At 32.1% G+C, this 23,958-nt stretch carries 25 protein-coding genes; 18 read left to right on the top strand and 7 right to left on the bottom strand.

Annotated elements, in window-relative coordinates; translation table 11 throughout:
• Positions 1-205 precede the first annotated feature (205 nt).
• Genes rpiB through AC2H4K_RS07565 form a run of 4 tightly spaced genes read left to right on the top strand, consistent with a single transcriptional unit; the run spans position 206 to position 2,599 of the window.
• The gene (rpiB, locus tag AC2H4K_RS07580) at positions 206-640 is read left to right on the top strand and encodes a ribose 5-phosphate isomerase B (RefSeq protein ID WP_493743011.1); all 435 of its coding nucleotides are present in this window, start codon (positions 206-208) and stop codon (positions 638-640) included.
• A 3-nt stretch (positions 641-643) separates the two neighbouring features.
• Entirely contained in the window at positions 644-1,561 is a 918-nt protein-coding gene (locus tag AC2H4K_RS07575) for a cation diffusion facilitator family transporter (RefSeq protein WP_281140754.1), read from the top strand.
• Positions 1,561-2,013 carry a GNAT family N-acetyltransferase gene (locus AC2H4K_RS07570; protein ID WP_493743010.1) on the top strand — a complete coding sequence of 151 codons (453 nt, stop codon included), beginning with the start codon at positions 1,561-1,563 and terminating at the stop codon, positions 2,011-2,013. Before AC2H4K_RS07575 ends, AC2H4K_RS07570 begins: the two co-directional genes overlap by 1 nt.
• Entirely contained in the window at positions 2,003-2,599 is a 597-nt protein-coding gene (locus AC2H4K_RS07565; protein WP_493743009.1) for a CHAP domain-containing protein, read from the top strand. The genes AC2H4K_RS07570 and AC2H4K_RS07565 overlap by 11 nt, the downstream gene beginning before the upstream one ends.
• Here the strand turns inward: AC2H4K_RS07565 and AC2H4K_RS07560 are convergent.
• From AC2H4K_RS07560 to rnpA, 3 genes are all read right to left on the bottom strand, one after another.
• Complete coding sequence (locus AC2H4K_RS07560) at positions 2,596-3,447, bottom strand: OmpA family protein (protein WP_281140757.1); 852 nt, start codon at positions 3,445-3,447, stop codon at positions 2,596-2,598. The two genes, AC2H4K_RS07565 and AC2H4K_RS07560, sit on opposite strands and share 4 nt — an antisense overlap.
• Before the next feature lie 63 nt (positions 3,448-3,510).
• Positions 3,511-5,145 (bottom strand): S41 family peptidase, encoded by a 1,635-nt coding sequence (locus AC2H4K_RS07555; RefSeq protein WP_281140758.1) that lies wholly within the window; start codon positions 5,143-5,145, stop codon positions 3,511-3,513.
• Complete coding sequence (gene rnpA / locus AC2H4K_RS07550) at positions 5,142-5,516, bottom strand: ribonuclease P protein component (protein WP_281140759.1); 375 nt, start codon at positions 5,514-5,516, stop codon at positions 5,142-5,144. Before rnpA ends, AC2H4K_RS07555 begins: the two co-directional genes overlap by 4 nt.
• Before the next feature lie 88 nt (positions 5,517-5,604).
• Here rnpA and AC2H4K_RS07545 point away from each other — a divergent pair, with 88 nt between their 5' ends.
• Complete coding sequence (locus AC2H4K_RS07545; RefSeq protein ID WP_281140760.1) at positions 5,605-6,105, top strand: endonuclease V; 501 nt, start codon at positions 5,605-5,607, stop codon at positions 6,103-6,105.
• Positions 6,106-6,135: 30 nt separating this feature from the next.
• On the opposite strand, the gene AC2H4K_RS07540 is transcribed toward AC2H4K_RS07545, so the two are convergent.
• On the bottom strand, positions 6,136-6,945 hold the full coding sequence (locus tag AC2H4K_RS07540; protein ID WP_281140761.1) for a LexA family transcriptional regulator: 810 nt from the start codon (positions 6,943-6,945) through the stop codon (positions 6,136-6,138).
• Between the two features lie 345 nt (positions 6,946-7,290).
• On the opposite strand from AC2H4K_RS07540, the gene AC2H4K_RS07535 reads away from it, so the two are divergent.
• The 12 genes from AC2H4K_RS07535 (at position 7,291) to AC2H4K_RS07480 (ending at position 19,087) form a co-directional block, all read left to right on the top strand.
• The gene (locus tag AC2H4K_RS07535) at positions 7,291-10,998 is read left to right on the top strand and encodes a hypothetical protein (RefSeq protein ID WP_281140762.1); all 3,708 of its coding nucleotides are present in this window, start codon (positions 7,291-7,293) and stop codon (positions 10,996-10,998) included.
• A gap of 189 nt (positions 10,999-11,187) precedes the next feature.
• On the top strand, positions 11,188-13,752 hold the full coding sequence (locus AC2H4K_RS07530) for a hypothetical protein (RefSeq protein ID WP_281140763.1): 2,565 nt from the start codon (positions 11,188-11,190) through the stop codon (positions 13,750-13,752).
• A gap of 4 nt (positions 13,753-13,756) precedes the next feature.
• Positions 13,757-13,987, top strand: coding sequence for a hypothetical protein (locus tag AC2H4K_RS07525; protein ID WP_281140764.1), 231 nt, complete (start codon positions 13,757-13,759; stop codon positions 13,985-13,987).
• Positions 13,988-14,034: 47 nt separating this feature from the next.
• The gene (locus tag AC2H4K_RS07520) at positions 14,035-14,529 is read left to right on the top strand and encodes a hypothetical protein (RefSeq protein ID WP_281140765.1); all 495 of its coding nucleotides are present in this window, start codon (positions 14,035-14,037) and stop codon (positions 14,527-14,529) included.
• Positions 14,530-14,710: 181 nt separating this feature from the next.
• On the top strand, positions 14,711-14,872 hold the full coding sequence (locus AC2H4K_RS07515; protein WP_493743066.1) for an HNH endonuclease: 162 nt from the start codon (positions 14,711-14,713) through the stop codon (positions 14,870-14,872).
• Positions 14,869-15,273: an SMI1/KNR4 family protein gene (locus AC2H4K_RS07510; protein ID WP_281140766.1), complete on the top strand. Its 405-nt coding sequence runs from the start codon at positions 14,869-14,871 to the stop codon at positions 15,271-15,273. The genes AC2H4K_RS07515 and AC2H4K_RS07510 overlap by 4 nt, the downstream gene beginning before the upstream one ends.
• Positions 15,274-15,451: 178 nt before the next feature.
• Positions 15,452-15,766 (top strand): hypothetical protein, encoded by a 315-nt coding sequence (locus tag AC2H4K_RS07505; protein ID WP_281140767.1) that lies wholly within the window; start codon positions 15,452-15,454, stop codon positions 15,764-15,766.
• Positions 15,767-15,790: 24 nt separating this feature from the next.
• Positions 15,791-16,111, top strand: a complete 321-nt coding sequence (locus AC2H4K_RS07500) for a hypothetical protein (RefSeq protein ID WP_281140768.1) — start codon at positions 15,791-15,793, stop codon at positions 16,109-16,111.
• A 113-nt stretch (positions 16,112-16,224) separates the two neighbouring features.
• Positions 16,225-16,596, top strand: a complete 372-nt coding sequence (locus tag AC2H4K_RS07495) for a hypothetical protein (RefSeq protein ID WP_281140769.1) — start codon at positions 16,225-16,227, stop codon at positions 16,594-16,596.
• A gap of 937 nt (positions 16,597-17,533) precedes the next feature.
• Positions 17,534-17,971 carry a TIGR02594 family protein gene (locus AC2H4K_RS07490; protein ID WP_281140770.1) on the top strand — a complete coding sequence of 146 codons (438 nt, stop codon included), beginning with the start codon at positions 17,534-17,536 and terminating at the stop codon, positions 17,969-17,971.
• Positions 17,956-18,387 carry a phage holin family protein gene (locus AC2H4K_RS07485; protein WP_281140771.1) on the top strand — a complete coding sequence of 144 codons (432 nt, stop codon included), beginning with the start codon at positions 17,956-17,958 and terminating at the stop codon, positions 18,385-18,387. Before AC2H4K_RS07490 ends, AC2H4K_RS07485 begins: the two co-directional genes overlap by 16 nt.
• A gap of 109 nt (positions 18,388-18,496) precedes the next feature.
• A complete protein-coding gene (locus AC2H4K_RS07480) occupies positions 18,497-19,087 on the top strand; it encodes a hypothetical protein (RefSeq protein WP_281140772.1) in 591 nt (196 codons plus the stop codon).
• A gap of 54 nt (positions 19,088-19,141) precedes the next feature.
• Here AC2H4K_RS07480 and AC2H4K_RS07475 read toward each other — a convergent pair whose 3' ends face one another.
• Genes AC2H4K_RS07475 through AC2H4K_RS07465 form a run of 3 tightly spaced genes read right to left on the bottom strand, consistent with a single transcriptional unit; the run spans position 19,142 to position 23,427 of the window.
• The gene (locus tag AC2H4K_RS07475) at positions 19,142-20,944 is read right to left on the bottom strand and encodes a M1 family metallopeptidase (protein ID WP_281140773.1); all 1,803 of its coding nucleotides are present in this window, start codon (positions 20,942-20,944) and stop codon (positions 19,142-19,144) included.
• A gap of 6 nt (positions 20,945-20,950) precedes the next feature.
• Entirely contained in the window at positions 20,951-22,552 is a 1,602-nt protein-coding gene (locus tag AC2H4K_RS07470; RefSeq protein ID WP_281140774.1) for a S8 family peptidase, read from the bottom strand.
• A 14-nt stretch (positions 22,553-22,566) separates the two neighbouring features.
• Entirely contained in the window at positions 22,567-23,427 is an 861-nt protein-coding gene (locus AC2H4K_RS07465) for an MBL fold metallo-hydrolase (RefSeq protein WP_281140775.1), read from the bottom strand.
• A 208-nt stretch (positions 23,428-23,635) separates the two neighbouring features.
• Between AC2H4K_RS07465 and AC2H4K_RS07460 the strand changes: the two genes are divergently transcribed.
• Entirely contained in the window at positions 23,636-23,953 is a 318-nt protein-coding gene (locus AC2H4K_RS07460) for a DUF202 domain-containing protein (RefSeq protein ID WP_281140776.1), read from the top strand.
• Positions 23,954-23,958: the final 5 nt, after the last annotated feature.

Genomic DNA, 23,958 nt, shown 5'->3' with positions numbered 1-23,958 from the left:
TACTGAATCACTGTTGAAAAAATCGCTCCAAAAATCTGCATAAAAAATTAGGAGATTTCATTCCTGTTTTCGTTTGAAAAAATTATCCATTAATCCTAATTTTAGTTTTAAGAAATTGTAAACACTTATTAACATGTAATGAGCATTGCTATTAACTGACTTTAATTATTTGTAACTTTGTCCAGCAATTGTAACACAACAAAAAATGACGATCTCAATAGGTAACGATCACGCAGGACCAGATTACAAATTCGAAATTGTAAAACATCTTGAAGCTAAAGGCTATACAGTAAATAATTATGGTACTGATAGTACAGATAGTGTAGATTATCCAGACTTTGTGCATCCTGTTGCAAAGGATGTTAATGATGCAAAAGTAAATTTTGGAATTCTTATATGTGGTAGTGCAAACGGTGTAGCTATGACAGCTAATAAATACCAAAATGTACGTGCTGGTGTTTGTTGGATGAATGAAATTACAGAATTAACAAGACAGCATAATAATGCTAATATTATCTGTATACCTGCAAGATATACTTCTATTCCACAAGCGTTGAAAATGGTAGATACATTTTTAAATACTGAGTTTGAAGGTGGTCGTCACAAAAATCGTATAGATAAGATTCCATTATCTTGTTAATTTATGGGGCATTCGCACTCACATAACCATGCTCACGATCATAAAGATTTAAAAGGGAGAAAACTTTTAATTACAATACTTCTTAACATTGTAATAACTGCAGCTCAAGTTGTAGGTGGATTAGTATCTGGAAGTTTATCGTTGTTAAGTGATGCGCTTCATAATTTTAGTGATGTTATATCATTGATTGTAAGCTATATTGCTTCAAAATTAACAAAGCAAAAAGCCTCTATTAATAGAACTTTTGGTTATAAACGTGCCGAAATTTTAGCGGCTTTTGTTAATGCCTCTACACTTATTATTGTTGCTGTAATCTTAATTAAAGAAGCTATAGAACGCTTTTTAGAACCTCAAACCATTGAATCTAATTTAGTAATATGGTTGTCTTTAGTTGCTATTTTTGCTAACGGTTTTAGTGTATTACTCATTAAAAAAGATTCTGAAAACAACATAAATATGCGTTCGGCATATTTACATTTACTAACAGATATGTTAGCAAGTGTAGCTGTTTTAATAGGTGGTTTACTCATGAAATACTACCAAATTTTTTGGGTAGATAGTTTATTAACCTTATTAATAGCTTTGTATTTAATTTGGGTGGGTTACGATTTATTAAAAACATCAACCAAAATGCTGATGTTATTCACTCCAGAGCATATTGATATAAAAGCTGTGGTAAGAGCAGTAAACAAGCTACCAAAAGTGAGTAAATTACACCATGTTCATATTTGGAATCTCAGTGATGATGAACTTCATCTTGAAGCACACTTGGATCTTACTGAAGATATTTCAACTACAGAATTTAATGAGTTATCCATAAAAATAGAAGCTCTATTACACGAAGAGTTTAATATTAATCATGTAACCATTCAACCAGAATTCAATAAAGAAGATCCTAAAGAAGTTATTGTCCAAGACTGATGTTAGAAATTAAGACTAAATCCTTTAATGAGTTAAACACTAAAGAACTTTACGATTTATTACAATTACGATCTGAAGTTTTTGTAGTAGAGCAAGATTGTGTTTATCAAGATATTGATGGAAAGGACCAAAAGGCTTTACATATTTTAGGTTACAGAGACAGTAAATTAGTGGCTTACACACGTATATTTCAATCTGGTGATTACTTTGAAGAAGCTAGTATTGGTAGAGTTGTAGTAAAGCAAAGTGAGCGACAACACAAATTTGGTTATGATATTATGAAGGCCTCAATTAAAGCTATTAATGATCATTATAATACTTCTGAAATAAGAATTTCTGCTCAGACTTATCTTAAACGTTTTTATAATAATTTAGGTTTTAAGGAAGTTGGTGAAGGTTATTTAGAAGATGGTATTCCGCATATTAATATGGTTATTAACAATGAGAAATAAAGTTTTAGTTTTTCTTGGAATAGCTACCTTAATTACAATATTATTTTTTCTATCAAAGAGAGTCAACTTAAATCCAAACTTTGTAGTTGGACAAAAAATAGATAGCTTAAATGGTGTTATTGTCTACTATAATGGAGGTGTAGGAAATGTAAGTGAAAGAAATTTATCTGAAGATGGTTACAATATTGGTTTAAAATATCAATGTGTTGAGTTTGTAAAAAGATATTATTATCAGAAACTAAATCATAAAATGACTGATAGTTATGGACATGCAAAAGATTTTTTCGAATTAGGTTTAGATGATGGAGATTTTAATAAGAAAAGGAGTTTACTTCAATATTCAAATCCTAGTAAATCAAAACCGAGAAAAGATGATTTAATAGTTTATTCTAAAACGGTATTTAACCAATATGGTCACGTTTCAATTATATCTGAGGTAGTTGGTGAAAAAGTTGAAATTATTCAACAAAACCCAGGACCATTCAGTAATTCTAGAGAAATCTATGATTTAATCTATACAGAAGATGAAGGTAAATGGAAAATTAAAAATAACAGAATAATTGGTTGGCTTAGAAAGCCAAATTAATCACTAGATTTAGAATCAAAAACACGAGTAACAACTAATTCTACACGTCTATCAAATTGTGGTTCACCACCTAAAGGAAATTTTCTTCTGTGGCCAACAAACTTCATTCTGTAACGTTTTACACCTTTTTCAGCTAAGTAATCATATACAGCTTTTGCTCTAGCCAATGATAGGTTTCTTTTTTTAGTTTTTCGGTCAATGGCATCGCGTTCACCATTTGTACAGCATACATGGCCTTCTATGTTAAAATAAACATCTTTTCTTTCAACAAGAATGTCAGCAATTTTATCTAAAACAGCTTTAGATTGTTTAGTAAGATAACTGTAACCTGTTCTAAATAATAGATTTTCTAAAAGAATTTTATCCCCTTCTTTTAGTTCTCCTTTTAGCTTGTCTTCTGTAGTTTCTTTTGGAGGTTTTACCTCTACAACTTCTCTTGGAGGATTATAAGGTTTTACAATGATTTCAACCTTTCGGTTTAGTCCTCTTATTTTATTAAGATCTCTTTCTTTTATAATGTTGACTAAAATTTTTCCTTTACCATCAACATTAGTAATTACAGACTCATCAAATTCATTATTAGAAAAAACTTCTCTTATAGCATCTGCACGTTGTTGAGATAATACTAAGTTATAAGAATCACTACCTCTATCATCACAAAAACCATAAATGGATATTTTTTCTATATCCATATTTTCTATTTTAGATAGAAAAAGTAAAAGTCTACTGTGTTCTGTTTCAGGAATATCGAATTGGTCAGTTTCAAAATAGACTTCGTGTTTCATCTCTTCCTGAGCGAAAGTGACCAACTGAAAACTGAAACATAAGAATATAATTAGGGCTTTCATTTTGTATATAATTTTCTAACAGCAGAAAATTTATCTGATGTTAAATATAATTAATTTTAACATTTATCTCAAAATACTTGCATATTGCGAAGGATTATTAAGAATACTCACAGCTTTTTTAATTTCATTATTGTTAGCTGTGTAATATGTGTATAAACCTTCACTATAAAAATAGCGTTTAATAATCTCGTCTGTTAATAAAGATTTTAATTGTTCTTTATTTCCGTCAATAGCGTTGCTTTTATAGGTTTTTAAAGCAGTTTCTAAATCTTTATACTCAGAACTAATAATACCATCTAATTCTTCTTCTTTTGCTACTAAAATAGCATCTTGTAAAGCTCTTTCAGTTTTAGTTTCAAAATTAAAACCTGTAGTTTTTACATAGCTTTTGAATTTTTTAAATTCAGCATCACTTAAATCAAAGCTTTTTAAATCTTCAACTGAGTTGTTATAATAATAATCTGTTGCAAAATTGAAGATGATATTTTCGTTTACTATAGCTTTGGTGATAGGTGTTTGCTTAGCAAATTCTACTTCAACATCTGGTTCTATACCTCCACCATCATAAACTGCTCTACCATTACGAGTTTTAAAGGCGTTGTAGTTTTCCTTTTTAGTTCTTGTAGCATTACCATTTTCATCTCTATTCCAATAGTCTAAAGCCTGAATACAGCGACCTGAAGGTGTGTAATATCTAGAGATAGTAATTTTCATTTGGGTGCCATAAGTAAGCGGTTTTGGACGTTGTACTAAACCTTTTCCAAAACTTCTGGTACCCACAACCACTGCTCTATCCATATCTTGTAAAGCACCCGAAACAATTTCGCTAGCCGAAGCACTTTTACCATCTACTAAAACTACTAATGGTATTTCTGTATCAACTGGTTCGCGCTGTGTGTAATAAGTTTTGTTGTATTTTTTTACTTTAGATTTAGTCGTTACCACCAACTGATTTTGAGGTACAAAAATATTGGTCACATTTACAGCTTCACTTAGTAACCCACCTGGATTACCTCTTAAATCTAAAATTAATTGTGTAGCACCTTGATTTTTTAAAGATCTAATAGCACTTACAGTTTCAGAAGAGGCTTTGCTATTAAACTTTCTTAATACCACATAGCCTGTTTTTTCATCAACCATAGAGTAGTGCGGTACGGCTTTAATTTCTAAGGATTCTCTAGTAATTTTTACCGTATTTGTTTTGCCTTGTCTTTTATAGGTTACAGAAACCTCTGTGCCAGCAGCACCTTGTAAAAGATTTGCAGCATCGTCTTTAAAATTAGATACTGTAACATTATCAACTTTAATAATTTCATCACCAGCTTTTAATCCGGCTTTATCTGCTGCATAATCTTTGTAAGGCTCAACAATAACCAATTTATCTTTTAAGGTTAAAACCTTAGCGCCAATGCCAGTATAGTCACCTGCATTATTTATTCTAGAGGCTTCTACATCTTGCTCGTTATAAAATTGAGTATAAGGATCTAAATCATCTAGCATGCTTTTTATGGCTGTATCCATAAGATCACCAGGATTAGTATCATCAACATAATTCATGTTGATTTCCTTAAAAAGCGTTGTAAAAATCTCTATTTGTTTAGCGATTTCAAAAAAATCATTCTTAAAAGCTGTTGTACTAAAGAAAATAGCGACAGCTAGTATAGGTAAGATGATTCTCTTTTTTAAGATATATTTCATTGAGCTACTTTTTTAACGAACTTTTCAAATAGCAATTTTATACTATTGTCAACTTTATCAAAAGTCGTTCCATCTTTACTAAGGTACAAAATCATAAACGCATAAGATGCCGAACTATTGTTAAAATATAAAGGTTTGTTGAGTCGGTAAGCTTCTCTTAACAATCGTTTAATACGGTTTCTGGCCACTGCAGTTTTATGAAGCCGTTTACTTACCGAAACACCAGTTTTTAGAATGCTATCATCTTCAAATTCGGTTTTAAGGTAAATTAATTTCAAAGGATATGCGGTTAACGATTTTCCTTCGGTAAATAACTGTTCTATAAGTTTTTTACTTTTTAATTTATCTTTTTTTGAATATTTGAAGTTCATAGTTAAATATCAGACTACAAAAGTAAAAAACCACAGGGATAAGATGTGATTTTTATGTATTTTGTGTTTTATCAATAAAAGATATTAAATGCTACTTGCTATAGACGTCCATTATAAAGAGAAATACGCCAAAGCCGTTGGCGTTTTATTTAATTGGGAAGATGAAAAACCTCAACACATTATTACAGATACTATTGATGAGGTCGCAGATTATGAGCCTGGTCAGTTTTATAAAAGAGAGTTGCCTTGTATTTTGCAGTTATTAAAACAAGTAGAGCTTAATAGTTTAGAAGCTATTATTGTAGATGGTCATGTATATATAGATAATGATAAAACCTATGGTTTAGGTGCTCATTTATGGCAAGCATTGGATGAAAAAATACCAATTATTGGGATTGCTAAAAAAGCGTTTCATAATACAGAATTAGTTTCTAAACCTATTTATAGAGGAGAAAGTCAAAACGCTTTATACGTTTCTAGTATTGGTGTTTCGGAAGATGAGGTTTTAAAGAAAATAGAATTACTTCATGGAAAATATCGTATCCCAAGTATTTTAAAAACCTTAGATCAAGTAACTAAACAGGAGTAAAGTAAGTATATAATAAACTGTTAAATCAAACTATTTAAGAAGCTTACCTTGCAAAGCTCCTTCCAAATCTACAACCTTACTTTCTAACTCATGTAATCTATCATAGATATCTACAGGTTCTGGCATTTGTTTAGAGGCATACATTGTAACATACCAAACCTCAACGATATCTTCAGTATTTATGGTATAAGTTGGATAGTTACCATCCTTATTATCACTTTTTAATATCAATTTTCCGCGTTGTTCAATTCTATTAATCACACGTTTTAGTACAATACCATCATTTTTACTGACAATAACATAGACGCGACCATCTTTAATATCTCTAAGATCTTCTACATATTTCCCAAAAACCAAATCACCATCAAAAAAAGTTCTTACCATGGAGTTACCTTTTACTTCAAAACAACGAAAAGTACCATTGGTAAGATGTGGCATATTAAAAGATGGTAAGGTTTCAATATATTCTGGATCTCCATAACCATTTAAATAACCCGCTCTTGCCTTTACAGGAACATAAATAACATTCTCATTTCCGGTTTGGTTCACAGCAATTACTTGTGGCATTCCAGAATATGTTGGATTTATAGCCGCTTCAGATTTTAGCATCACATCACTTTTTCCAAAAAGATAATCAGGATTAATATCAAATTCTTCAATAATAGCCGAAAGCACATCATAACCAGGTTTCGTCTTTTTTCTAGACCCATCAGACTGTGGACGGCCATTAACAATACTATCTATAGTGGTTCCTGTAACTCCTATTCGTTTAGAAAACGAAAAATTATTTAGATTAAAATGATTAATTATTCCTGATATTTTTTCGTCAATACCCTCCATAGATAATAAATTTAAAATAAAACTTTTTACAAAATATTTAAAAATATGTTTGTTTTAATTTGTAAAATGATGTATATTTGTACTCTAATTTATTGCAATATACTAAAAATAGTAATTTATTCAAACATTTGTATAAATATAAATGTTTTCAAGGTTTTATTTAAAGACGTCTTAAATAAAATCTTATTAAAAATTCCATAATTCAAAAAATAAGTGAGCTATGGAATCTTTAAAGTTTATGCCTTGTATTAAGGCAATTGTACATAAGAAATCTGTTAGGAAAGCGAAAATTTAACAGTTCTGTGTAAAGAACTTAAATGAATGTATAAACTTTAAAATTAAAAAATGAGTACAAAAATTAAGAATACGCTCTTTCGTTTTGTGTCGATGAGAGCACCTGAATTAGTAGATGAAGAAAGCAAACAAGAAGGCTTTATTTTTAGAAGTGATTCTGTAGAAAAAGGTGTTTTTGATACTGCTGTATCTGATTTATCAGAAGGCACTACAAAATGGCAGGCAATGAAAACAGCTTCAGAGACATTTCAGGCATTAACCAAAGAGCAGTTAAAAGCGTTAAAACCTGAATTATATAAATTTTCAGTTTGGGTTGCTAAAAATAGATTGTCTTACAGTCAAGAAGCTCTAGAAAGTCAGATTGAGGGATTAACTCCGATATCCGATCAAAAGGTATTAGGAGAGTTATGGAATAATCTTTTCTATCAAATTTTAACACAAAAAGAATTCTACGCTAAAGAGATTTTAATTCAGTTATTAATTGCAAATAATTTTCTAACAAATTACAAAGGAGACAAGAGCACCGTAAAAGGTCTACTTAATTCTAAAGTTGTTTTACCAAAAACATTATTTATAGAAGAAGGTATTACTGAAGGAGCTCAAGCTAAAGTAGCTCAATCCCAAACAGCACCGCCATCATTATATATGATGCAACAACATGCTGTATCAGAAGCAAAATTGTTTAATGAGCAATTAACTCAACTTAAAAAAGAATTAAAAAAAGCAGAAAAAGTATATAGTAAGGAATACCAAGCTGCTTTAGAAACAGCAGAAGAAAATTATCAAAAAGAGATAAAGCCTATCTTAGATCAATATAATGCTGATTTAGAAGCAGAAAGGCAAAAATGGTGCGAAATAAGAGATCCAAACCAAACTTATGATCCAAACGATCCTTGTAAGCAACCTAATGTTATTCCAGAACCAGATGTTCCTAAATTTACTTTTCAATTTAGAGACGAACTAGACTATGATTTTATACAAACTAAACTGAGTACTGAAAGTTTTGAAACACTTTCATTTTTAGTAGGTACGGTAGATTCTTCCGCAAAGAGTGGTGAGCAATTGCGTATAAGTGAACAAGAGTTTAATTCTTTTTCTGAAGATTTAGAAGGTTTTACTGATTTAGATAATGTTATACAAGATGTTATTTCTGATAATGAAAACACCATTGTAGATAATACTCAAGATGAAGGGAATACTTTTGTAAGTATTGGAGGTGTTGTTGTGCCTGTTGATAATACCGACACATCTCCAGATTTTAGTTATGAATTATGTTTCACTCCAAAAACTGTATTATCTATAGGAGGTTATTATTTTGCAAATTTAGGACTTAAGGTTCCAGATCCTTCTTGGCAAATAAGTGGAATAGATTATACATTGCATAGATCTGACGGTGATTACACAGATGATACAATATTGCATTTTAGTTCAAATAATGGTTTGCGTCATTATATTAAAATGAATATAGGTAATCCAACCTTAGCAGATCAGCCTCAAATACAGTCGTTTTCTGCAACTATTACATTTACCAACGGAGTAGTAAAAACTTTAAATGAATCAGTAGTGGTTCTTGGTTCTTGTACTAATGGAATTGCTAGTGGGGAATTCATTGATGATACTAATGATGATATTCCTAATTCAGGAACTTCAAATGAGCAACCTTTTATACCTTCTGGTTTTGGCATTAAACAATTAGGTGTTGCAGATTATAATAAGGTTGAGCAAACAACTCAAGGTTATGTTGAAGGTGATGTAGCACACATTGAAAACATCATGGCACGTGAGTTTAAAGAACGTAGTACAAGACGTCTCAGAAGAAAAGAAGATACCGTTACTACATCTTCTGAAACAGAAAGAGAGCAGCTAACGGATACAACTTCGGTTAATCGTTTTGAGATGCAAAACGAAGTAGCAAAAGTAATTCAAGAAGCTAATGATTTTAGTGCAGGAACAAGTTTTAATGCAAGTTATGGAACAGGGAAAAATGGTATTCAGCTTGGTGCAAATGCAAATTATGCCACACATAACTCTAGCGAGCAAAGTACAGTTCAGGCAGTAACGGAAGCCAAAGAAATTACAGAACGCGCTTTAGATAGAATTGTTACTAAGGTAAAAGAAGAGCGCATTGAAAAGATCGTCGAAGAGTTTGAAGAAAACAATTCACATGGTTTTGATAATAGAAAAGGAGATAAACATGTTGTAGGTGTGTTCCGTTGGGTAGATAAGGTATTTAAAAACCAGATTATCAATTATGGTAAGCGTCTAATGTTTGAGTTTATGGTACCACAACCAGGAAAGTTGCATAAACTAGGTATGATAGGAGCACAAAATACAGACGATAGTTTATTGGTTGAACCAGTTGATCCAAGAAAGTCAACAACGCAGCAAGTGAAAGATTTCTCGGAGTTAACTGATACAAAACTCAAATATTGGGCAGCTAAGTATAATGTAGATTTTAATTCTAAACCTCAAAGTAGAATTTCCATTTCGCAAGGTTTTGAAGGTAATTACAATTCAACAGGATATTTTACTACTGGAAAAGGTGAAATAGAAATTCCTGAAGGTTATGAAGCTAATAAAGCTAAAGCAAGCGTCTCTTTTGACTTTCATCCAGGAGGTATGGAAGCTTCAGGTGTAACTATAAACGTTGGAGACAAATTTTACAATAAACAATGGTTTCGTCATTTTAATACACAAAATATTTCATTTAATAATTTAGGAGGTATTCAGAAAAAGTTAGGTGTTGCTTATAAAGCTTTTGATTGTGGTACCATGAGCTTATCTGTAGTTGCTGAATGTGATTTAACCACAGAAGCCTTAAATCAATGGAAGCAAGAAACATTTAAAGCAATTATAGATGCTTATGATGAAGCATTGATTACTTACAACGAAAAGCTTGCAGAAGAAAAAGTGTTAGGTGTAGAAATCAAAGGAACCAATCCAGGATTCTACAGAGAATTCGAAAATAAGATTTTACGTAAAAACTGTATTTCTTATTTATTAGACCAAAATCCAAGTGCTAAGAATACTTATGGAAAATCTAATCTATTCTATACCAACAATGGAGGTGAGGCAAACTTTGGCAATATCGAAGTTAATGTAAACCAAGCGTTGGATAGTTATGCAGCGTTTGTAAAGTTTATGGAGCAAGCTTTTGAGTGGGAAATTATGTCTTATAATCTATATCCATATTATTGGGGCAATCGCCAGGATTGGTCAAACCTTTACCAATATGATGAGTCTAATGACCCATTATTCCGCAACTTTATGCAGGCAGGTATGGCAAGGGTTGTGGTTACCGTTAGACCAGGTTTTGAGGAAGCTGTACGTTACTATATGCAAACCGGACAAATTTGGAACGGAGGCGAAGTCCCTGTTATTGAGGACGAGCTATACTTATCGCTCATAGACGAATTGCGTAAGCCAGAAGGTGAAAAACTTGGTAAAGCTTGGCCAACAAGAGTACCAACAGCTTTAACCATTTTACAAGCGCAAAGTATTGGCTTAAATGTTACTAAAGCGTTACCGTTTAATGAAGATCTTTCAGATTTTGAAAACCCAGAAGAGGTACCACAATCAGCAGAGATTGAGATGACTGACGCACAGATTGGTATTTCTGAAGGTGATGGAGAACGTCACATAGAAAATGTAGATATTGTTGATGGTTATTTACAATTTAATACAGACGACGATCCAAGACAAACCGTAGCTCAAATTTCTATTCAGTCTATTAAGAATGCTATAGATGGTTTAGCTTAATCAGAGAATTTCGTTACTAGAAATTCTAAACAAAACATCCTTACCCTTTTTTGTCATTCAGAGCTATCAGGCTGACTTTGTAGAAGTTAAAGCAAAGAATATCAAACCATTCCGTGCTCAAACCAATTGAGTGCGGAACAGGGTATGGTATGTTTTAAAATAAATGATTTAATAATTAAATATATAATTATGAGTGCAAACACTAATTATTATTCAAGTGAACAAGATGTTATAAGCAAAACTAGCTTTAAGGAACTAGCTTTTGAAGCTAAGCATGGATCAGAAGTAAGTAAATGTGGAGCGTTTACAGATGATTTTTATGAAGGAGCAATTAATGCAAAAGACGTAATTGATAATATAAAATCTAATAGAACTAAAGGAATATTATTCTTTTATTTTTTTGACTATGTAGAAAGTTTGTCTAAAGAGTCTATTACTACTTCTTTTAATTCTACAGGACCACCCACAATCATTACATTAAATAGACCAATACCATACAATTATGTAGGGTTTAATGGTAAAAATAAAATAGCTTCATTAGATATTAAGCTTAACAAAAGAGCTTGCTACATTAATACTAAAAAACCAGGTGTTCTATGGAATGTAAAGCCAGAAAGTAATGTTTTTGAGGTAGAGATTAATTTTGTTTATGATGATGCAATAGACCTTAGGGATTTCAACACAACGCCAGAAACAGATAATGATTACAAACTTGAAGAAAAGTATAACGGTATTGTTATAAAAGTTACAAATACGGAAGATCTTTTGGCATTATCTAAAGATTTAGGTATTGAACAATATATATATAACAGAGTCAAAACAGATTTTAAAAACTTTCTAAGCTCAATCGAAAGTATAGAAGAGCTAGAGTTTATCTATAAACAACTTCCCGATCAGCTTATTAATGATATTGAATTTATTAATGGAATAGGCTATGATACATTCTATAAACATTTTAAGGCGTTTTTCGATTATGATACCGATGGCTTACTAAGTAGTTTTAGAGACAACAGTAATGGCGTGGTTAAAAGCCTAAGATGCCTAGCATCCTTTAAAGAAAAGCTTTTAAAGGAATTAAAAGAGAAACCAGAGTTTATTAAAACAGCCTATAAAAATCTAGATGGCAGTAGTGAGTATCTTGGAGAAATAGAGCAAAATAGAACCATTTATGCAGATATTCTGTGGAGCTTATGCCAACTAAACAATTTCAAAGGTTTAAATCGTACTGGCAAGATATTTAGATTTGGTAACAAAGATGGTATAGATTATGAGTTAGATAGTAATGTGTGGACTAACAATATAGAAGATCAACTCTTCTTAAAACAGGAGAAATCTAGGCTCACTACGGTAAAAGTACCAAAATTTGAAACCGACCCATCAGACGGTGTTACTTTTGATACAGGGCTTACGGAAGATAAAACCTATAGGACAAACCTCACTACTGATGAGGGCAGTTACTTCCACCCGCTAGACTTGGTAATCTTTGAGATTTACAGAGGAGAGGAAGAGCCTATAAGGCTTTTAGTCCCTGCAATTTTTTTAAAGGCTTTATCCGACAAGGAGGAATGGGAAGAGATTGATAAAAACATCCGTATCGGGGTAGATATCTTAGCCGTACTTTTGGGAGTTCTTACATTGGGCAGCACTTCTGGTATTTGGGCAGTATTAGCAGTTGCTGATATAGCTATTGCGGGCACGGATGTTGTTGTAATGACATTTAGAGACGAAATAGCAAGTACCGAAGGCGGTAGAGCCTTCCTGCAAACATGGGAAAAAATTTATATCGTAGGCGGTGCCATAACGGCAGGTCCAGTATTAATTAGAACTTTTATAAGCGGAGGAGCTAAGTTGCTCAGCCAAGCAGGCAAACTTAAGCTTAGCCAAGACGCCTTAAAGTACATACGCACCCTAATGCTCAAGGTAGTGCTAGAGGTAAACATACACAACTTTACAGGTAATACGGCAAAGATATTAAGCACTAACCAAGAGCTTATTACAGCAACAAAAGGCATTATTGATGAGTTTAAGGCCACAAAACTACTAGAAGCAAACTGTATCATTGCCGAAGGCACAGTACAAATAGGCAAAACTACCCAAAAAGAAGTAGCGGTTATCTATAAAGGCACAATAATTGCTGAAGGCACTATTGGTAATAAGGCATTTGCAGACTTACTTAGAAAGCTTAAGGGAGCAACACCAAATAAGAAAAAGCTTTTAGAGTTATTAGAAGGGCTTTATGAAAATAGAGGGATTCCATTTTTGAAAGGATTTAGCTTAAAAAAAATAGTTAGTATTCCTAAAGGCAAAAGACCAAAACCTTCTTTATATTTACCTAAAACTTACATTAAGAACCATTTGGAGTTGTTTTTAAATGAGGGTGTCGCTTCTAGGATAGTTTTGAAAAAAGATTATCTTAAATACGGAATAGGTAAACCAGATTTAGGAAAAACAGAATTCTTAAGTCTAAAATCTCAAATTGACAAACTTTTAAAACAGGCTAATGGGGATGTGAGCAATTTATCTAAAACTTTGGGTGTTCCAGAAGAACAACTAAAAGGTGGTTTGGTAAGGATAGATTTTAAATTATCGAAAAAGAGTAAACTTGTTTTTCCTGAAGGTAATGAGTTTGGAGCTAACCCGCAATGGCTACCTGGCGGAAAATTACCAACAGGAGAGCTTGAGATAGTAATTAAAACAGAAGGATTAATTCTTAACAAGGATTATCGAGTGTATGATATAATATTTAATAAATAAAATTATGAAAAAAGAACTTTATAGCAGAAACTGGGATTATACATTATATGAAGTAAATGGTAAACAAATAATTACTGTTACTATTTTTGGGAGAGTAGACTATCAAAGAAGTTTTTACTTAGAAAATGAAGTAAAAGAATCTGAGTATGAAAACCTCAAAGAGCTTTCTGAAGACATTAGGAATAACTACGATAAGTTTAAGTCTTTAGAGATAACTCCACCAATTCTTGAGTAGCCCTTTTTAGTTGAAAAATGCTTACACAAGCCCCAAACATAAAAACAATGATACAAGTAAAATTATTGATAACACCCAATGAATTAGAGTTTCAAAAAAAGGATGAAAGATTTAAAGACTTTATAGATTGTTTAAACAATGAGCTAAGGGAACCTATAGAAATTATACACGAGAAAGACAACACATATTCTGGCTATTATTTGTTTTTTGAAAGTAATTATCTTCCAAATGAGCACTACAAACATGTAGATCAAAAAACATTTTTAGTTTCTGTAAGCAACCCTAATAATAATATAATTAAAGATTGTAATCCAGCAGGTTTTGTGGCGTTAAGAAATTATATGGCAAAATTCCCTCTTTTATTTGGGTTAGAAAAAGCACTTCAGTATGCTGGAATGGATATTAACAGATTAAGGTATTTTGATTACAACGCTGTTATTTTACAGGAAAAAGACGGTACATATAAGCCTATGGTAAAAACGGTTTTTAAGTATTTAGAGATTTATGATAAGTATTTAAAGAATCTGCAAAAACACCAGTAAAAAATTAAAAAGAGCATTTGTACAAATGCTCTTTTTTGATGAAACATTCTCATAAAATAATAAGATCCCTGACAGACACTCCTCTGTAAAGAGTTCTGATAAATTAAAACTAAGCCATAGTATATAAACTATGGCTTTTGTAATTTTAGAACAATAAATTTTACAATAGAACTACAGAGTCATTAAAAGAAAATATGTTTGGCATCACTTAGATGATTTAGATGAAAATTTAGAATGCACGATACAATTAATTACGAAAAGTGTGCACAAAGCAACATATAAACATTTAGGTTCAGCTTCTCAATTTCAAAATTTATTAAACATTCTAGAATATTTGACATGATACAATTAGAAGAAACTCAGCAAAAATTAACACCTCAAGAAATTATAGAATTCGAGACAGAAATGAACGTAAAATTACCTCAATCGTTTATAGAACAAATAATGTCTTCAAATGGTGGTTATCCAGTAGATGATTTATATTATATGGGATACCAAATAGATGAATTCTTTTCTATAAAATATGGCGATGAAACTATAAGTGAACAATTAAAACTTTTAGAAGGCTTTTTTGATAATAAAAAAACTATTCCTTTTGCAGACTCTAATGGTGGAATTATTTATATAGATACTATTGATTCAAATAAAGTAAGTATAAGATATTCAGATGGTCAAACAGATTTTTTAGCTGATTCATTTAAAAAATTTATCGATGGGCTAAGAGATGAACCTTATGATTTTTAGTTCAAAAATAACTTAAAAAAAGCCCTCGCAGGCACTTGTCTGTGATGAGTGTGGTGTTAGATAAGTAAAGATAAGAGCTACCTTTATAAGTGTAGCTTTTATTATTTTTGGATTGGTAACGAGTTAAAAACTCTCGCTAGTGAGGGCGGAACACCCATTAATAAATAAAAAAATATGAATGAATTATACAGAAGAGCAAATAATAGAAAAAGCAAAACAGATAATGAAAGACCTTAGACAGGAATTCTACTCTGAGGAATGTATTAATGGAATTTTTTTTACTAAAGAAAAGAGGCTTCTTTTTGGGGAAAATAAAGACAAATTCGACGCAGTATGGTCTGTAGGCATTAGTTCTTTTTTTGATAACGTTGACTTCCTACATATTTCAGACGAAACAGGTGAACCGTTATACTATCAAAACTTTAACACGTTTGTTTTTGACATTGGTAAAGATACCAAGGAAAGATACTTTAAAATTGAAGAAGAACAATAAATAATCATGTTAACAGAGCAAGAAATGCTAGAAATAGCTGAAAAATTTTTAAAAAAATTAGAAAGTCAAGGAAGTGTTGAGTTAATGCTATACGAAGAACCGATAAAAAAGACTTATGGTAATATTTATCATTTTAATTCAAAAAAATTTATTTTAACTCAAGAAATGGATTATGCACTTGGAGGCAACGCCCCGTTTTTAGTGGAAAAAGAATCTGGAAGAGTAGTTGGTTTTGGTACCGCTGGAAAGTTCGAAGATTATGTTAACGCTTACGAAAATGGCACACTAGTGCCAACGTTGCATACCTATTGGTATCCTGATGAAGATCGGTTTAGCCATAAATGATATGTTCAAAAGCCACATCTCTGATGTGGCTTTTGGTATTTTAGAAAACGGACGCTCGGTTTCAGAAATGATTAGCTTTATTTTTAAAAATATTAATTGACAAAACTGTAATAATGAATTCAAATATTGAAAGATTATTATCTGATATGATCTCATATTACGATCATACGAAAAACACAGAGGAGGATAATTTTTTGTTAAAAGCACAAAATAAATTAGGTAGAAAAAAGATGTTTTCTAGAACCCTGAGTTTATTTGGTTGGATAAACCCAATTAATCATAATCTTCCTGATTTTAATCCTGACAAATATGATATCTTTGACAAAGAGGTTATGGATAGTGAAGATTTTAAAGAGGTTTATGAGGGATTTGAATTTGTCTTCAAAAATATCCCAGAGATGAAAGAACTTTTTGTATTAAAGGAAGAACATGTTGAGTTTAACCCTTCATTAAGTAAAAGTGATATTCAGGATATTTATTTATGAAGGAAAACCACACTTATAAATTACGATCTTTTCAGATAAAACGAAGACCGGACTAGATATTGTTCACTCGGTTAAGCTTGACTAAGATAACTACCTAATAAGATTTATAATCAAAAAGCCTGCGTTTAAATCCAGTAGATTCTTTGATTTTTTCAGAGGTTAGTCTAAAGGAGGTAAGCTTAGGTAGACATAAAAGCTGGTTTGTGTTAGAGCAAAAGGTTTTTAAAGTAAGAAAAAGAATCTTGAAGGGCAGTTGGTTTTGGTACCGCTGGAAAGTTCGAAGATTATGTTAACGCTTACGAAAATGGCACATTAGTGTCAACGCAGCACACCTATTGGTATCCTGATGAAGATCGGTTCAGCCATAAATAATATGTTAAAAAGCCACATAATTTGTGGCTTTTATATTTTAATAAGTAAACTCATGCTACTCGCCATAGGCGCCCACTATCAGAAGAAGAAGCCTTAGCTAAAGTTCAATTACTACATGGGCCGTATCGTATACCTACCGTTTTAAAAATTCTAGATCAGATTACAAGCAAGAGTAAGTATGCCTTAATTAGAGCATAGGTCTAAATATGCCTCTAAAAAGGCAATTTATTTGTTGACGCTCTACATGGTGTTGTAATGACATCTATTTATTTCCGTACCAACAAATTACAAAATTTAATAAATATATTTTGCAAAATGTTTGTTTTTTATTTGTAATATGTTTATATTGTATTCGCTTTTCTAACAACGGTTATCCGTTTGTACAATAAATTTCGTGTTAAGTAGAAACTAATAAACCTAGGTTAAACCCTGTTCTGGTTAAGAAAAAATTAAAGTAACCTTTGGTATAGGTTTGGTCTGCTTATATCTTTTATTTAAACATATGTTTAAAAATTAAGGAATAATTCTATTCCACAAATCAGTAATCTTTTAAACAAACAGTAAGATGAACATTATTAATAAGGCGCTATCAGAATATGGCGTTAAAGAAATTGTTGGCTCCAAAGACAACCAAAGAATTATAAAATATTTTACGGATTTAGGTTTTGATGGTGAAAAACTAAAAGACGAAACTGCATGGTGTAGTGCTTTTACTAATTGGATAGCTAAAACCTGTGGCTATGAATTTTCAGGTAAACTTACAGCGCGTAGTTGGCTCTCGGTTGGCGAATCTGTAACAAGTCCAGAAATCGGTGATATTGTAGTATTTTGGAGAGAGTCTCCAGAAAGCTGGAAAGGCCATGTAGGCTTTTTTATTAAGCAGACTAAAGGCTATGTCTACGTCTTGGGAGGTAACCAACGCAACATGGTATGCATAAAGGCATACCCCAAAAACAGAGTGTTGGATTATAAAAAACTAAGAAAACAATGGAAAAAACCATAAAAGTTTTATTCTGGTTACTCACGTTGTTATCTCCTGTTAACAGTGTTATGGTCACTATTGTATTTTTAATTGTTGTAGACTTTATTACAGGATCTTATGCTTCCTTCAAAAACAGTATACCCATTAGAAGTTCTAGAATTGGGCATACTATTTCTAAGTTTTTTATCTACAATTTGGTGATTTTAGCAGCATTCTTTTTAGAGAAACACATTGTCAACGAAGTGCCTTTTCTAAAGATAATCGCTGGTTTTATTGCCATTGCAGAGATAAAATCTATTCTAGAAAATTACAATGTTATATATGGTATAAATCCATTTAAAGCATTAATAAACCTTATAAAGTTAACACCGTTAAAAGACACAATTGAATCTTTAACAGATGAGGATTCTAAAGCAGAGGATAATCAACAACAGTAATTTAGACAAGTATTAAAAGCCTAAGAAGTCTCCAGTGATGTTTCAGTAAGCGAAAATCATTGGAGACCGAGGCTTTCTTTTTTAAAACCTAAGTAAAAAAGCAATTTAGATGAAAACAGAAAAATTCCTATTATATATCATTTTATGCATTGTACTATTCAATCTTTTGAATTTACAATGCAATCCTAAACCAAAAAGAGAATGGCCTAAAATAAGTGTTGTAAGAGATACGATTTGGCAAACAAAGATAGACACCTTTAATGTTCAAACCACAAATTATAAAACAGTGTATGTTGATACTACAGACGTTTCTAAAGTTATTGAAAATCAACAAAACCTAACAATTGTTAAAGATCATTTTATAGAGGCAAAAGCCTATAGAGACACCTTAAGCAACGATGATATAGATATTTTCACCTACAACCTGGTAGATGGGAAACTTTTGGATAGTGAAATATCATATAAGTTAAAAGTGCCTAGAGAAATTACGGTGACAAAAACCATAGAGCATCCAAAAAGTTTTAGAAGTGGTCTATATATGTTTTCAGAGATTGGTGGTAATCAAAACATGTTTAATAATTTAAGTTTAGGGCTTCAGTATAATAGAAAAGGTAAATGGTTTGCTAGTTACAGAGCTAATTTTAATGAGTTGAAACAAACTACACACAATATAGGTGTTGGTTTTAGATTATTTAAATAAAAAAACCGCATCAATCTGATGCGGTTTTTTTTATTCATATTTCAAATATGAAGTCTAATTTAATAGATAAGTATTGTTAATTCTATTGATATCTGCCATCATTTGCGATGGATCAATCTCAACAGATTTTACTTCCTTTTTGGTTTCAAAAGTGTAGGTTGGGTAAGCCCAAGCCCAATCGTTTATAATAGTTGCTGAGGTTGGTTTTTCGCCACGCATCATCTGCAACGGAATATAAAAATCTTCAGTAGTGCCATCTGTGTAAGTAACCTTAAGATCTATAGGCATAGGCATTAAACCGATACGTTCCAGAGTTATGGATTTACCATCAACAGACTGTATTGCATAATCAATAGTATTGGTAGTCTGCGCAAAGTCTATTAAATACCAATCTAGTTCAAAATCTGTGATACGTTCTGCAGTACGGATGATATCTAATGGCTTTGGATGTTTAAAAGAAAAGTCATCAAAATATTTTTTAATGGTTTTCTTAAGGTTGTCCTCACCAATAACATAACCTAATTGTGCTAAAAATACAGCTCCTTTGTTATATGCTGCCCTACTGTAAGCTCTGTTTAAAGCATAACGATCAGCATGTGTGGTCATAGGTTGTTCAATATCAGAATTAGCTAATTTTATATAATCTCTGTAAGAACTCGCTAAAGGATTATCATATTTTTTTTCTCTTAAATGGTTTACGGCCAATTCAGAAATATAAGAAGTAAAACCTTCATCTAACCATTCATGTTTAGCTTCATTACTTGCTAATAAAAATTGAAACCATGTATGGGCTAATTCGTGAGCTGTTACTCCTAATAGACTACCAAACTTTCGTTTTCCGGTAATTAATGTACACATGGCATATTCCATACCTCCATCTCCACCTTGTATTACGGAATACTGATCGTAAGGATATTGACCAACATTTTCACTAAAAAACTGCATTAACTCAACCGTTTTTGGTTGTAGTTTTTTCCAGTTTTCTAAATACGTTTGATCTAAATCTTTTTTGTAATAAAAATGAAGAAGAGGACCATTTGGTACTTGTATAGAGTCATGCTGAAAATCTGGATCTGCAGCCCAAGTAAAATCATGGACTTTAGGAGCTACATAATGAAGCGTTTTTTTACCTTTTTTGGCTTTGGTTTCTTCCTTTAAATAACCCGTTCCGCCAACGACATAGTCTTTATCAATGGTTAATTTTACATCAAAATCTCCCCAAACTCCATGAAATTCTCTAGCGATATACGGATCTGCATGCCAACCTTCAAAATCATATTCAGCAAGTTTAGGATACCATTGTGTCATAGATAAAGCGACTCCTTCTGCATTGTTTCTTCCAGAACGACGAATTTGTACAGGAACTTGTCCATCAAAATCCATATTGAAAGTTACTTTTTCACCAGGTTGAATAGGCTTATTAAGCTTTACTTCTAAAACGGTTCCTACAGTTTCATAAGTTAACGAGGTACCATTTTGAGTTAAGGAATTCACTTTGATATATCCTATTTCATTGGGCTGAAGCTTACTGATTCGGTCACCGATTTTAGCACTCGGATCTGCTATCGTTCTAGAACGTACATCCATTTCACTACCTGGTTGAAAGGCATTAAAGTAGAGATGATAATATACTCTATTTAATACATCAGGGGAATTATTGGTATATACCAATTTTTGCTTACCATGGTATTGGAATTTTTTAACATCCATATCGATTTCCATTTTATAATCGACATGCTGTTGCCAGTAGCCATTTACAGAAGTAGGTTTTACTTGTGAATTTTGAATTGGTTTTTCCGTTGCTCCACATGAAAAAACAATGGAAGCAACAAAAAAGCTAACTAAAAATTTCTTCATTCTATATTATATTTTTGAGGCTAAAATTAAAGCGTTAAATGCATTTACTATTTTTCCAGATGTAGATAAATCTGAGAACGGACGAACGTCTGAAGCATCACCACCAACGACAACTTTAGTTGTTAATGGTAAACCAGATTCTAGAATAACTTGTTTTACCTGAGCAGCAGTTAAATTTGGATAATACGAACGAATTAATGCCGCTACACCAGCAACAGCAGGTGCTGCCATTGAAGTACCGCTAATAGCTTCGTATTCATTTTCTGGAAAAGTAGAATATATCTGAGATCCAGGAGCAAAAATATCAACGTTCTTTTTACCGTAGTTTGAGAAACTTGATACCATTTTAGAACCATACTTTGGTGCTAATGAACCTACTCTAATATAGGTGTTAGAAACCTCTTCGTAGTTAACATTATCATCTGGGAAATTAGGCTCAGTATCTACATCTTTACTATCGTTACCAGCAGCATGTACAAAGACTACATCATTATCTGAAGCATATTTTATGGCATCGCGTACCCAATCTGCATGTGGTGAAAACGACTTTCCAAAACTTCCGTTAATGACTTTTGCACCATTATCTACCGCATATCTAATAGCTAAAGCAACATCTTTATCATATTCATCTCCATTAGGAACAGCTCTAATTGCCATAATTTCAACATTATTAGCAACACCGTTTGCTCCTAAACCATTATTGCGTTCTGCAGCAATAATACCTGCAACGTGCGTACCATGAGATTCAGAGTCTTTTACATGTTTTACATTTCCATTTCCATAACCCGTATCGGTTAAATCATTGATATCATCACTAGTTTTACGACCAGAAAAATCTTTGTTCAAGTTGAAATTTAAACGTTCGTTATATGATTCAATAGCACCTTTAAGCTCTTTTTTAGCGTCTTCCATAGACTCTAAACCATTGCTGTACATGTACTGCGCCATTTGCTTAGCTTGAAGTACAGACTCGTCTTGAGATTCTAAAGCAGCGACATCTTCTTTGGTGTAATTACTTTTACCAGTAGCTTTTGAAAGAATTTTATCAGCTTCTATAACTTGCTGATTAATTTGCTCATATCTAGTTTTTGCCCCTAAGTATTTTTGATACTCTTCATCATGCAATTTTTGAGCTTCATTATATCTTGGATCTGAAGTGTCTCCACTTGCTATAAGACGAACATATTCTAATTGTTCATCATAGGCATCACCCAAAAAGTTCCAACCATGGATATCGTCTACATAACCATTGTTATCATCATCAATACCATTGTTTGGGATTTCGTTTTCGTTAGTCCAGATAACATCATCTAAATCTTCGTGGTCTATATCAATACCAGAATCTATTACTGCAACAATGACTTTCTTTCCTTTTCTGTTTTTAATTAATTCTTCATAAGCTCTCTCTACAGCCATACCAGGAATGGTATCTTTTACAAGATCTAAATGTCCCCATTTATGTTGCTCAGCTTCTGTAAGCTCAGTAACTTTTAAAGGGGAAGTATCAATATTTTCTACAGGAGTAGAAAGCACTTTTGATGATCCGCAGGCTACCAATACTGTAGCCGCAAAACTTAAGTAAGTTATAGGTTTGTGGTTAAATTTCATGTGTGTATTAATCTTTAGTTAAATATTGTATTACAAGTAAATGTTTCGTTGAGTCTTACACCTTTTTCAGTGTGTTTTACAGTGATGATTTCATTATGGGCATCGTGCTCAAGGAAGAGATAAAAATTATTGTCGGCCGCCAAATTAAGGAATAATTCTTTTTCATCTAGGGTTAAAAGCGGTCTTGTATCATAACCCATTACAAAGGGTAGTGGTAGATGACCAACCGTTGGTAATAAGTCTGCCATAAAACAAATGGTTTTCCCTTTGTAATTTATCATAGGAATCATTTGTTTGTCGGTATGACCGTTGGCAAAAAAGATATCAAAGCCTAATTCAGAATCTTTTAAAATATGATTTTTGGGCATTGAGGTAAACTTTAACTGCCCGCTTTCTTCCATGGGCAAAATATTTTCTTTCAAAAATGAAGCTTTCTCTCTTCTATTAGGTTCTGTGGCCCATTTCCAATGATCCGCATTACTCCAAAAATGTGCATTTTTAAATGCTGGCTCATAACCTGTTCGATTGTTGTTCCATTGAATGCTTCCACCACAATGATCAAAATGAAGATGTGTCATAAACACATCTGTAATGTCATCTCTATGAAACCCATATTTTTTCAGGGATTTGTCTATACTATCATCTCCCCAAAGGAAGTAATAGCCAAAAAACTTATCATTTTGTTTATCTCCCATTCCGGTATCAATTAAAATCAGGCGATCACCATCTTCAATTAACAAACAACGTGCCGCAATATCAATCATATTGTTGTTGTCTGCAGGATTTGTGCGTTGCCAAAGTGATTTTGGTACAACACCAAACATGGCACCTCCATCGAGTTTAAAATTTCCAGATTCAATAGGGTATAATTTCATAAGAAAAGGATGTTTAAAAACAAGTCACGCAAATTACTAAAAGGATAACAACTAATAAGGAGATGCTGTATTTTATTAAAGGATATTTAACAAAAAAGGAAAAGAATATTGTGGAATTAGTAAAAAAAATATAATTAAATTTATCTAAAATGGAGAAAAACCAAATAAGCAAAAAATTATGAGCAAGTCTAAACTACAATTTAAAAAGATGAAATTATTAAGATTTGGTCGTGATTTTGAACCCGATGAAAAAGTAATATTACGAGATTACTTAGCCATAGAACGAACACGTTTAGCTAATGAACGTACACTTTTGTCTTACATAAGATCTTCATTGTATTTGTTGCTTGGAGGTATTGGTTTTTTTCAGTTAAAGGGATTTCCTAACTTTAAATACCTAGCTTTACTATCCTTAGCTTTTAGTGTTATTTTTTTTGTGATAGGTGTTTACAGATTTACACTTTTAAAGAAAAGTCTGAAACACCTTTACTATATGTCTGAAGAAAAAGATAACCAAAAAGATTAATATGT

The organism is Winogradskyella sp. 266wxhm (genome assembly GCF_058964685.1).
The sequence above is the reverse complement of the archived record's forward strand: the minus strand, read 5'-3'. Positions and strand labels throughout refer to the sequence as shown.

Bases quoted from the DNA above. Each gene is read 5' to 3' on its own strand.
- AC2H4K_RS07540 (WP_281140761.1), bottom strand. From the start codon at position 6,945: ATGGAGGGTATTGACGAAAAAATATCAGGAATAATTAATCATTTTAAT.
- AC2H4K_RS07545 (WP_281140760.1), top strand. From the start codon at position 5,605: ATGCTACTTGCTATAGACGTCCATTATAAAGAGAAATACGCCAAAGCC.
- AC2H4K_RS07495 (WP_281140769.1), top strand. From the start codon at position 16,225: ATGAATTCAAATATTGAAAGATTATTATCTGATATGATCTCATATTAC.
- rnpA (WP_281140759.1), bottom strand. From the start codon at position 5,516: ATGAACTTCAAATATTCAAAAAAAGATAAATTAAAAAGTAAAAAACTT.
- AC2H4K_RS07575 (WP_281140754.1), top strand. From the start codon at position 644: ATGGGGCATTCGCACTCACATAACCATGCTCACGATCATAAAGATTTA.
- AC2H4K_RS07555 (WP_281140758.1), bottom strand. From the start codon at position 5,145: ATGAAATATATCTTAAAAAAGAGAATCATCTTACCTATACTAGCTGTC.
- AC2H4K_RS07570 (WP_493743010.1), top strand. From the start codon at position 1,561: ATGTTAGAAATTAAGACTAAATCCTTTAATGAGTTAAACACTAAAGAA.
- AC2H4K_RS07525 (WP_281140764.1), top strand. From the start codon at position 13,757: ATGAAAAAAGAACTTTATAGCAGAAACTGGGATTATACATTATATGAA.
- AC2H4K_RS07530 (WP_281140763.1), top strand. From the start codon at position 11,188: ATGAGTGCAAACACTAATTATTATTCAAGTGAACAAGATGTTATAAGC.
- AC2H4K_RS07485 (WP_281140771.1), top strand. From the start codon at position 17,956: ATGGAAAAAACCATAAAAGTTTTATTCTGGTTACTCACGTTGTTATCT.
- rpiB (WP_493743011.1), top strand. From the start codon at position 206: ATGACGATCTCAATAGGTAACGATCACGCAGGACCAGATTACAAATTC.
- AC2H4K_RS07475 (WP_281140773.1), bottom strand. From the start codon at position 20,944: ATGAAGAAATTTTTAGTTAGCTTTTTTGTTGCTTCCATTGTTTTTTCA.
- AC2H4K_RS07480 (WP_281140772.1), top strand. From the start codon at position 18,497: ATGAAAACAGAAAAATTCCTATTATATATCATTTTATGCATTGTACTA.
- AC2H4K_RS07500 (WP_281140768.1), top strand. From the start codon at position 15,791: ATGCTAGAAATAGCTGAAAAATTTTTAAAAAAATTAGAAAGTCAAGGA.
- AC2H4K_RS07490 (WP_281140770.1), top strand. From the start codon at position 17,534: ATGAACATTATTAATAAGGCGCTATCAGAATATGGCGTTAAAGAAATT.
- AC2H4K_RS07560 (WP_281140757.1), bottom strand. From the start codon at position 3,447: ATGAAAGCCCTAATTATATTCTTATGTTTCAGTTTTCAGTTGGTCACT.
- AC2H4K_RS07565 (WP_493743009.1), top strand. From the start codon at position 2,003: ATGAGAAATAAAGTTTTAGTTTTTCTTGGAATAGCTACCTTAATTACA.
- AC2H4K_RS07510 (WP_281140766.1), top strand. From the start codon at position 14,869: ATGATACAATTAGAAGAAACTCAGCAAAAATTAACACCTCAAGAAATT.
- AC2H4K_RS07520 (WP_281140765.1), top strand. From the start codon at position 14,035: ATGATACAAGTAAAATTATTGATAACACCCAATGAATTAGAGTTTCAA.
- AC2H4K_RS07465 (WP_281140775.1), bottom strand. From the start codon at position 23,427: ATGAAATTATACCCTATTGAATCTGGAAATTTTAAACTCGATGGAGGT.
- AC2H4K_RS07535 (WP_281140762.1), top strand. From the start codon at position 7,291: ATGAGTACAAAAATTAAGAATACGCTCTTTCGTTTTGTGTCGATGAGA.
- AC2H4K_RS07460 (WP_281140776.1), top strand. From the start codon at position 23,636: ATGAAATTATTAAGATTTGGTCGTGATTTTGAACCCGATGAAAAAGTA.
- AC2H4K_RS07470 (WP_281140774.1), bottom strand. From the start codon at position 22,552: ATGAAATTTAACCACAAACCTATAACTTACTTAAGTTTTGCGGCTACA.
- AC2H4K_RS07505 (WP_281140767.1), top strand. From the start codon at position 15,452: ATGAATTATACAGAAGAGCAAATAATAGAAAAAGCAAAACAGATAATG.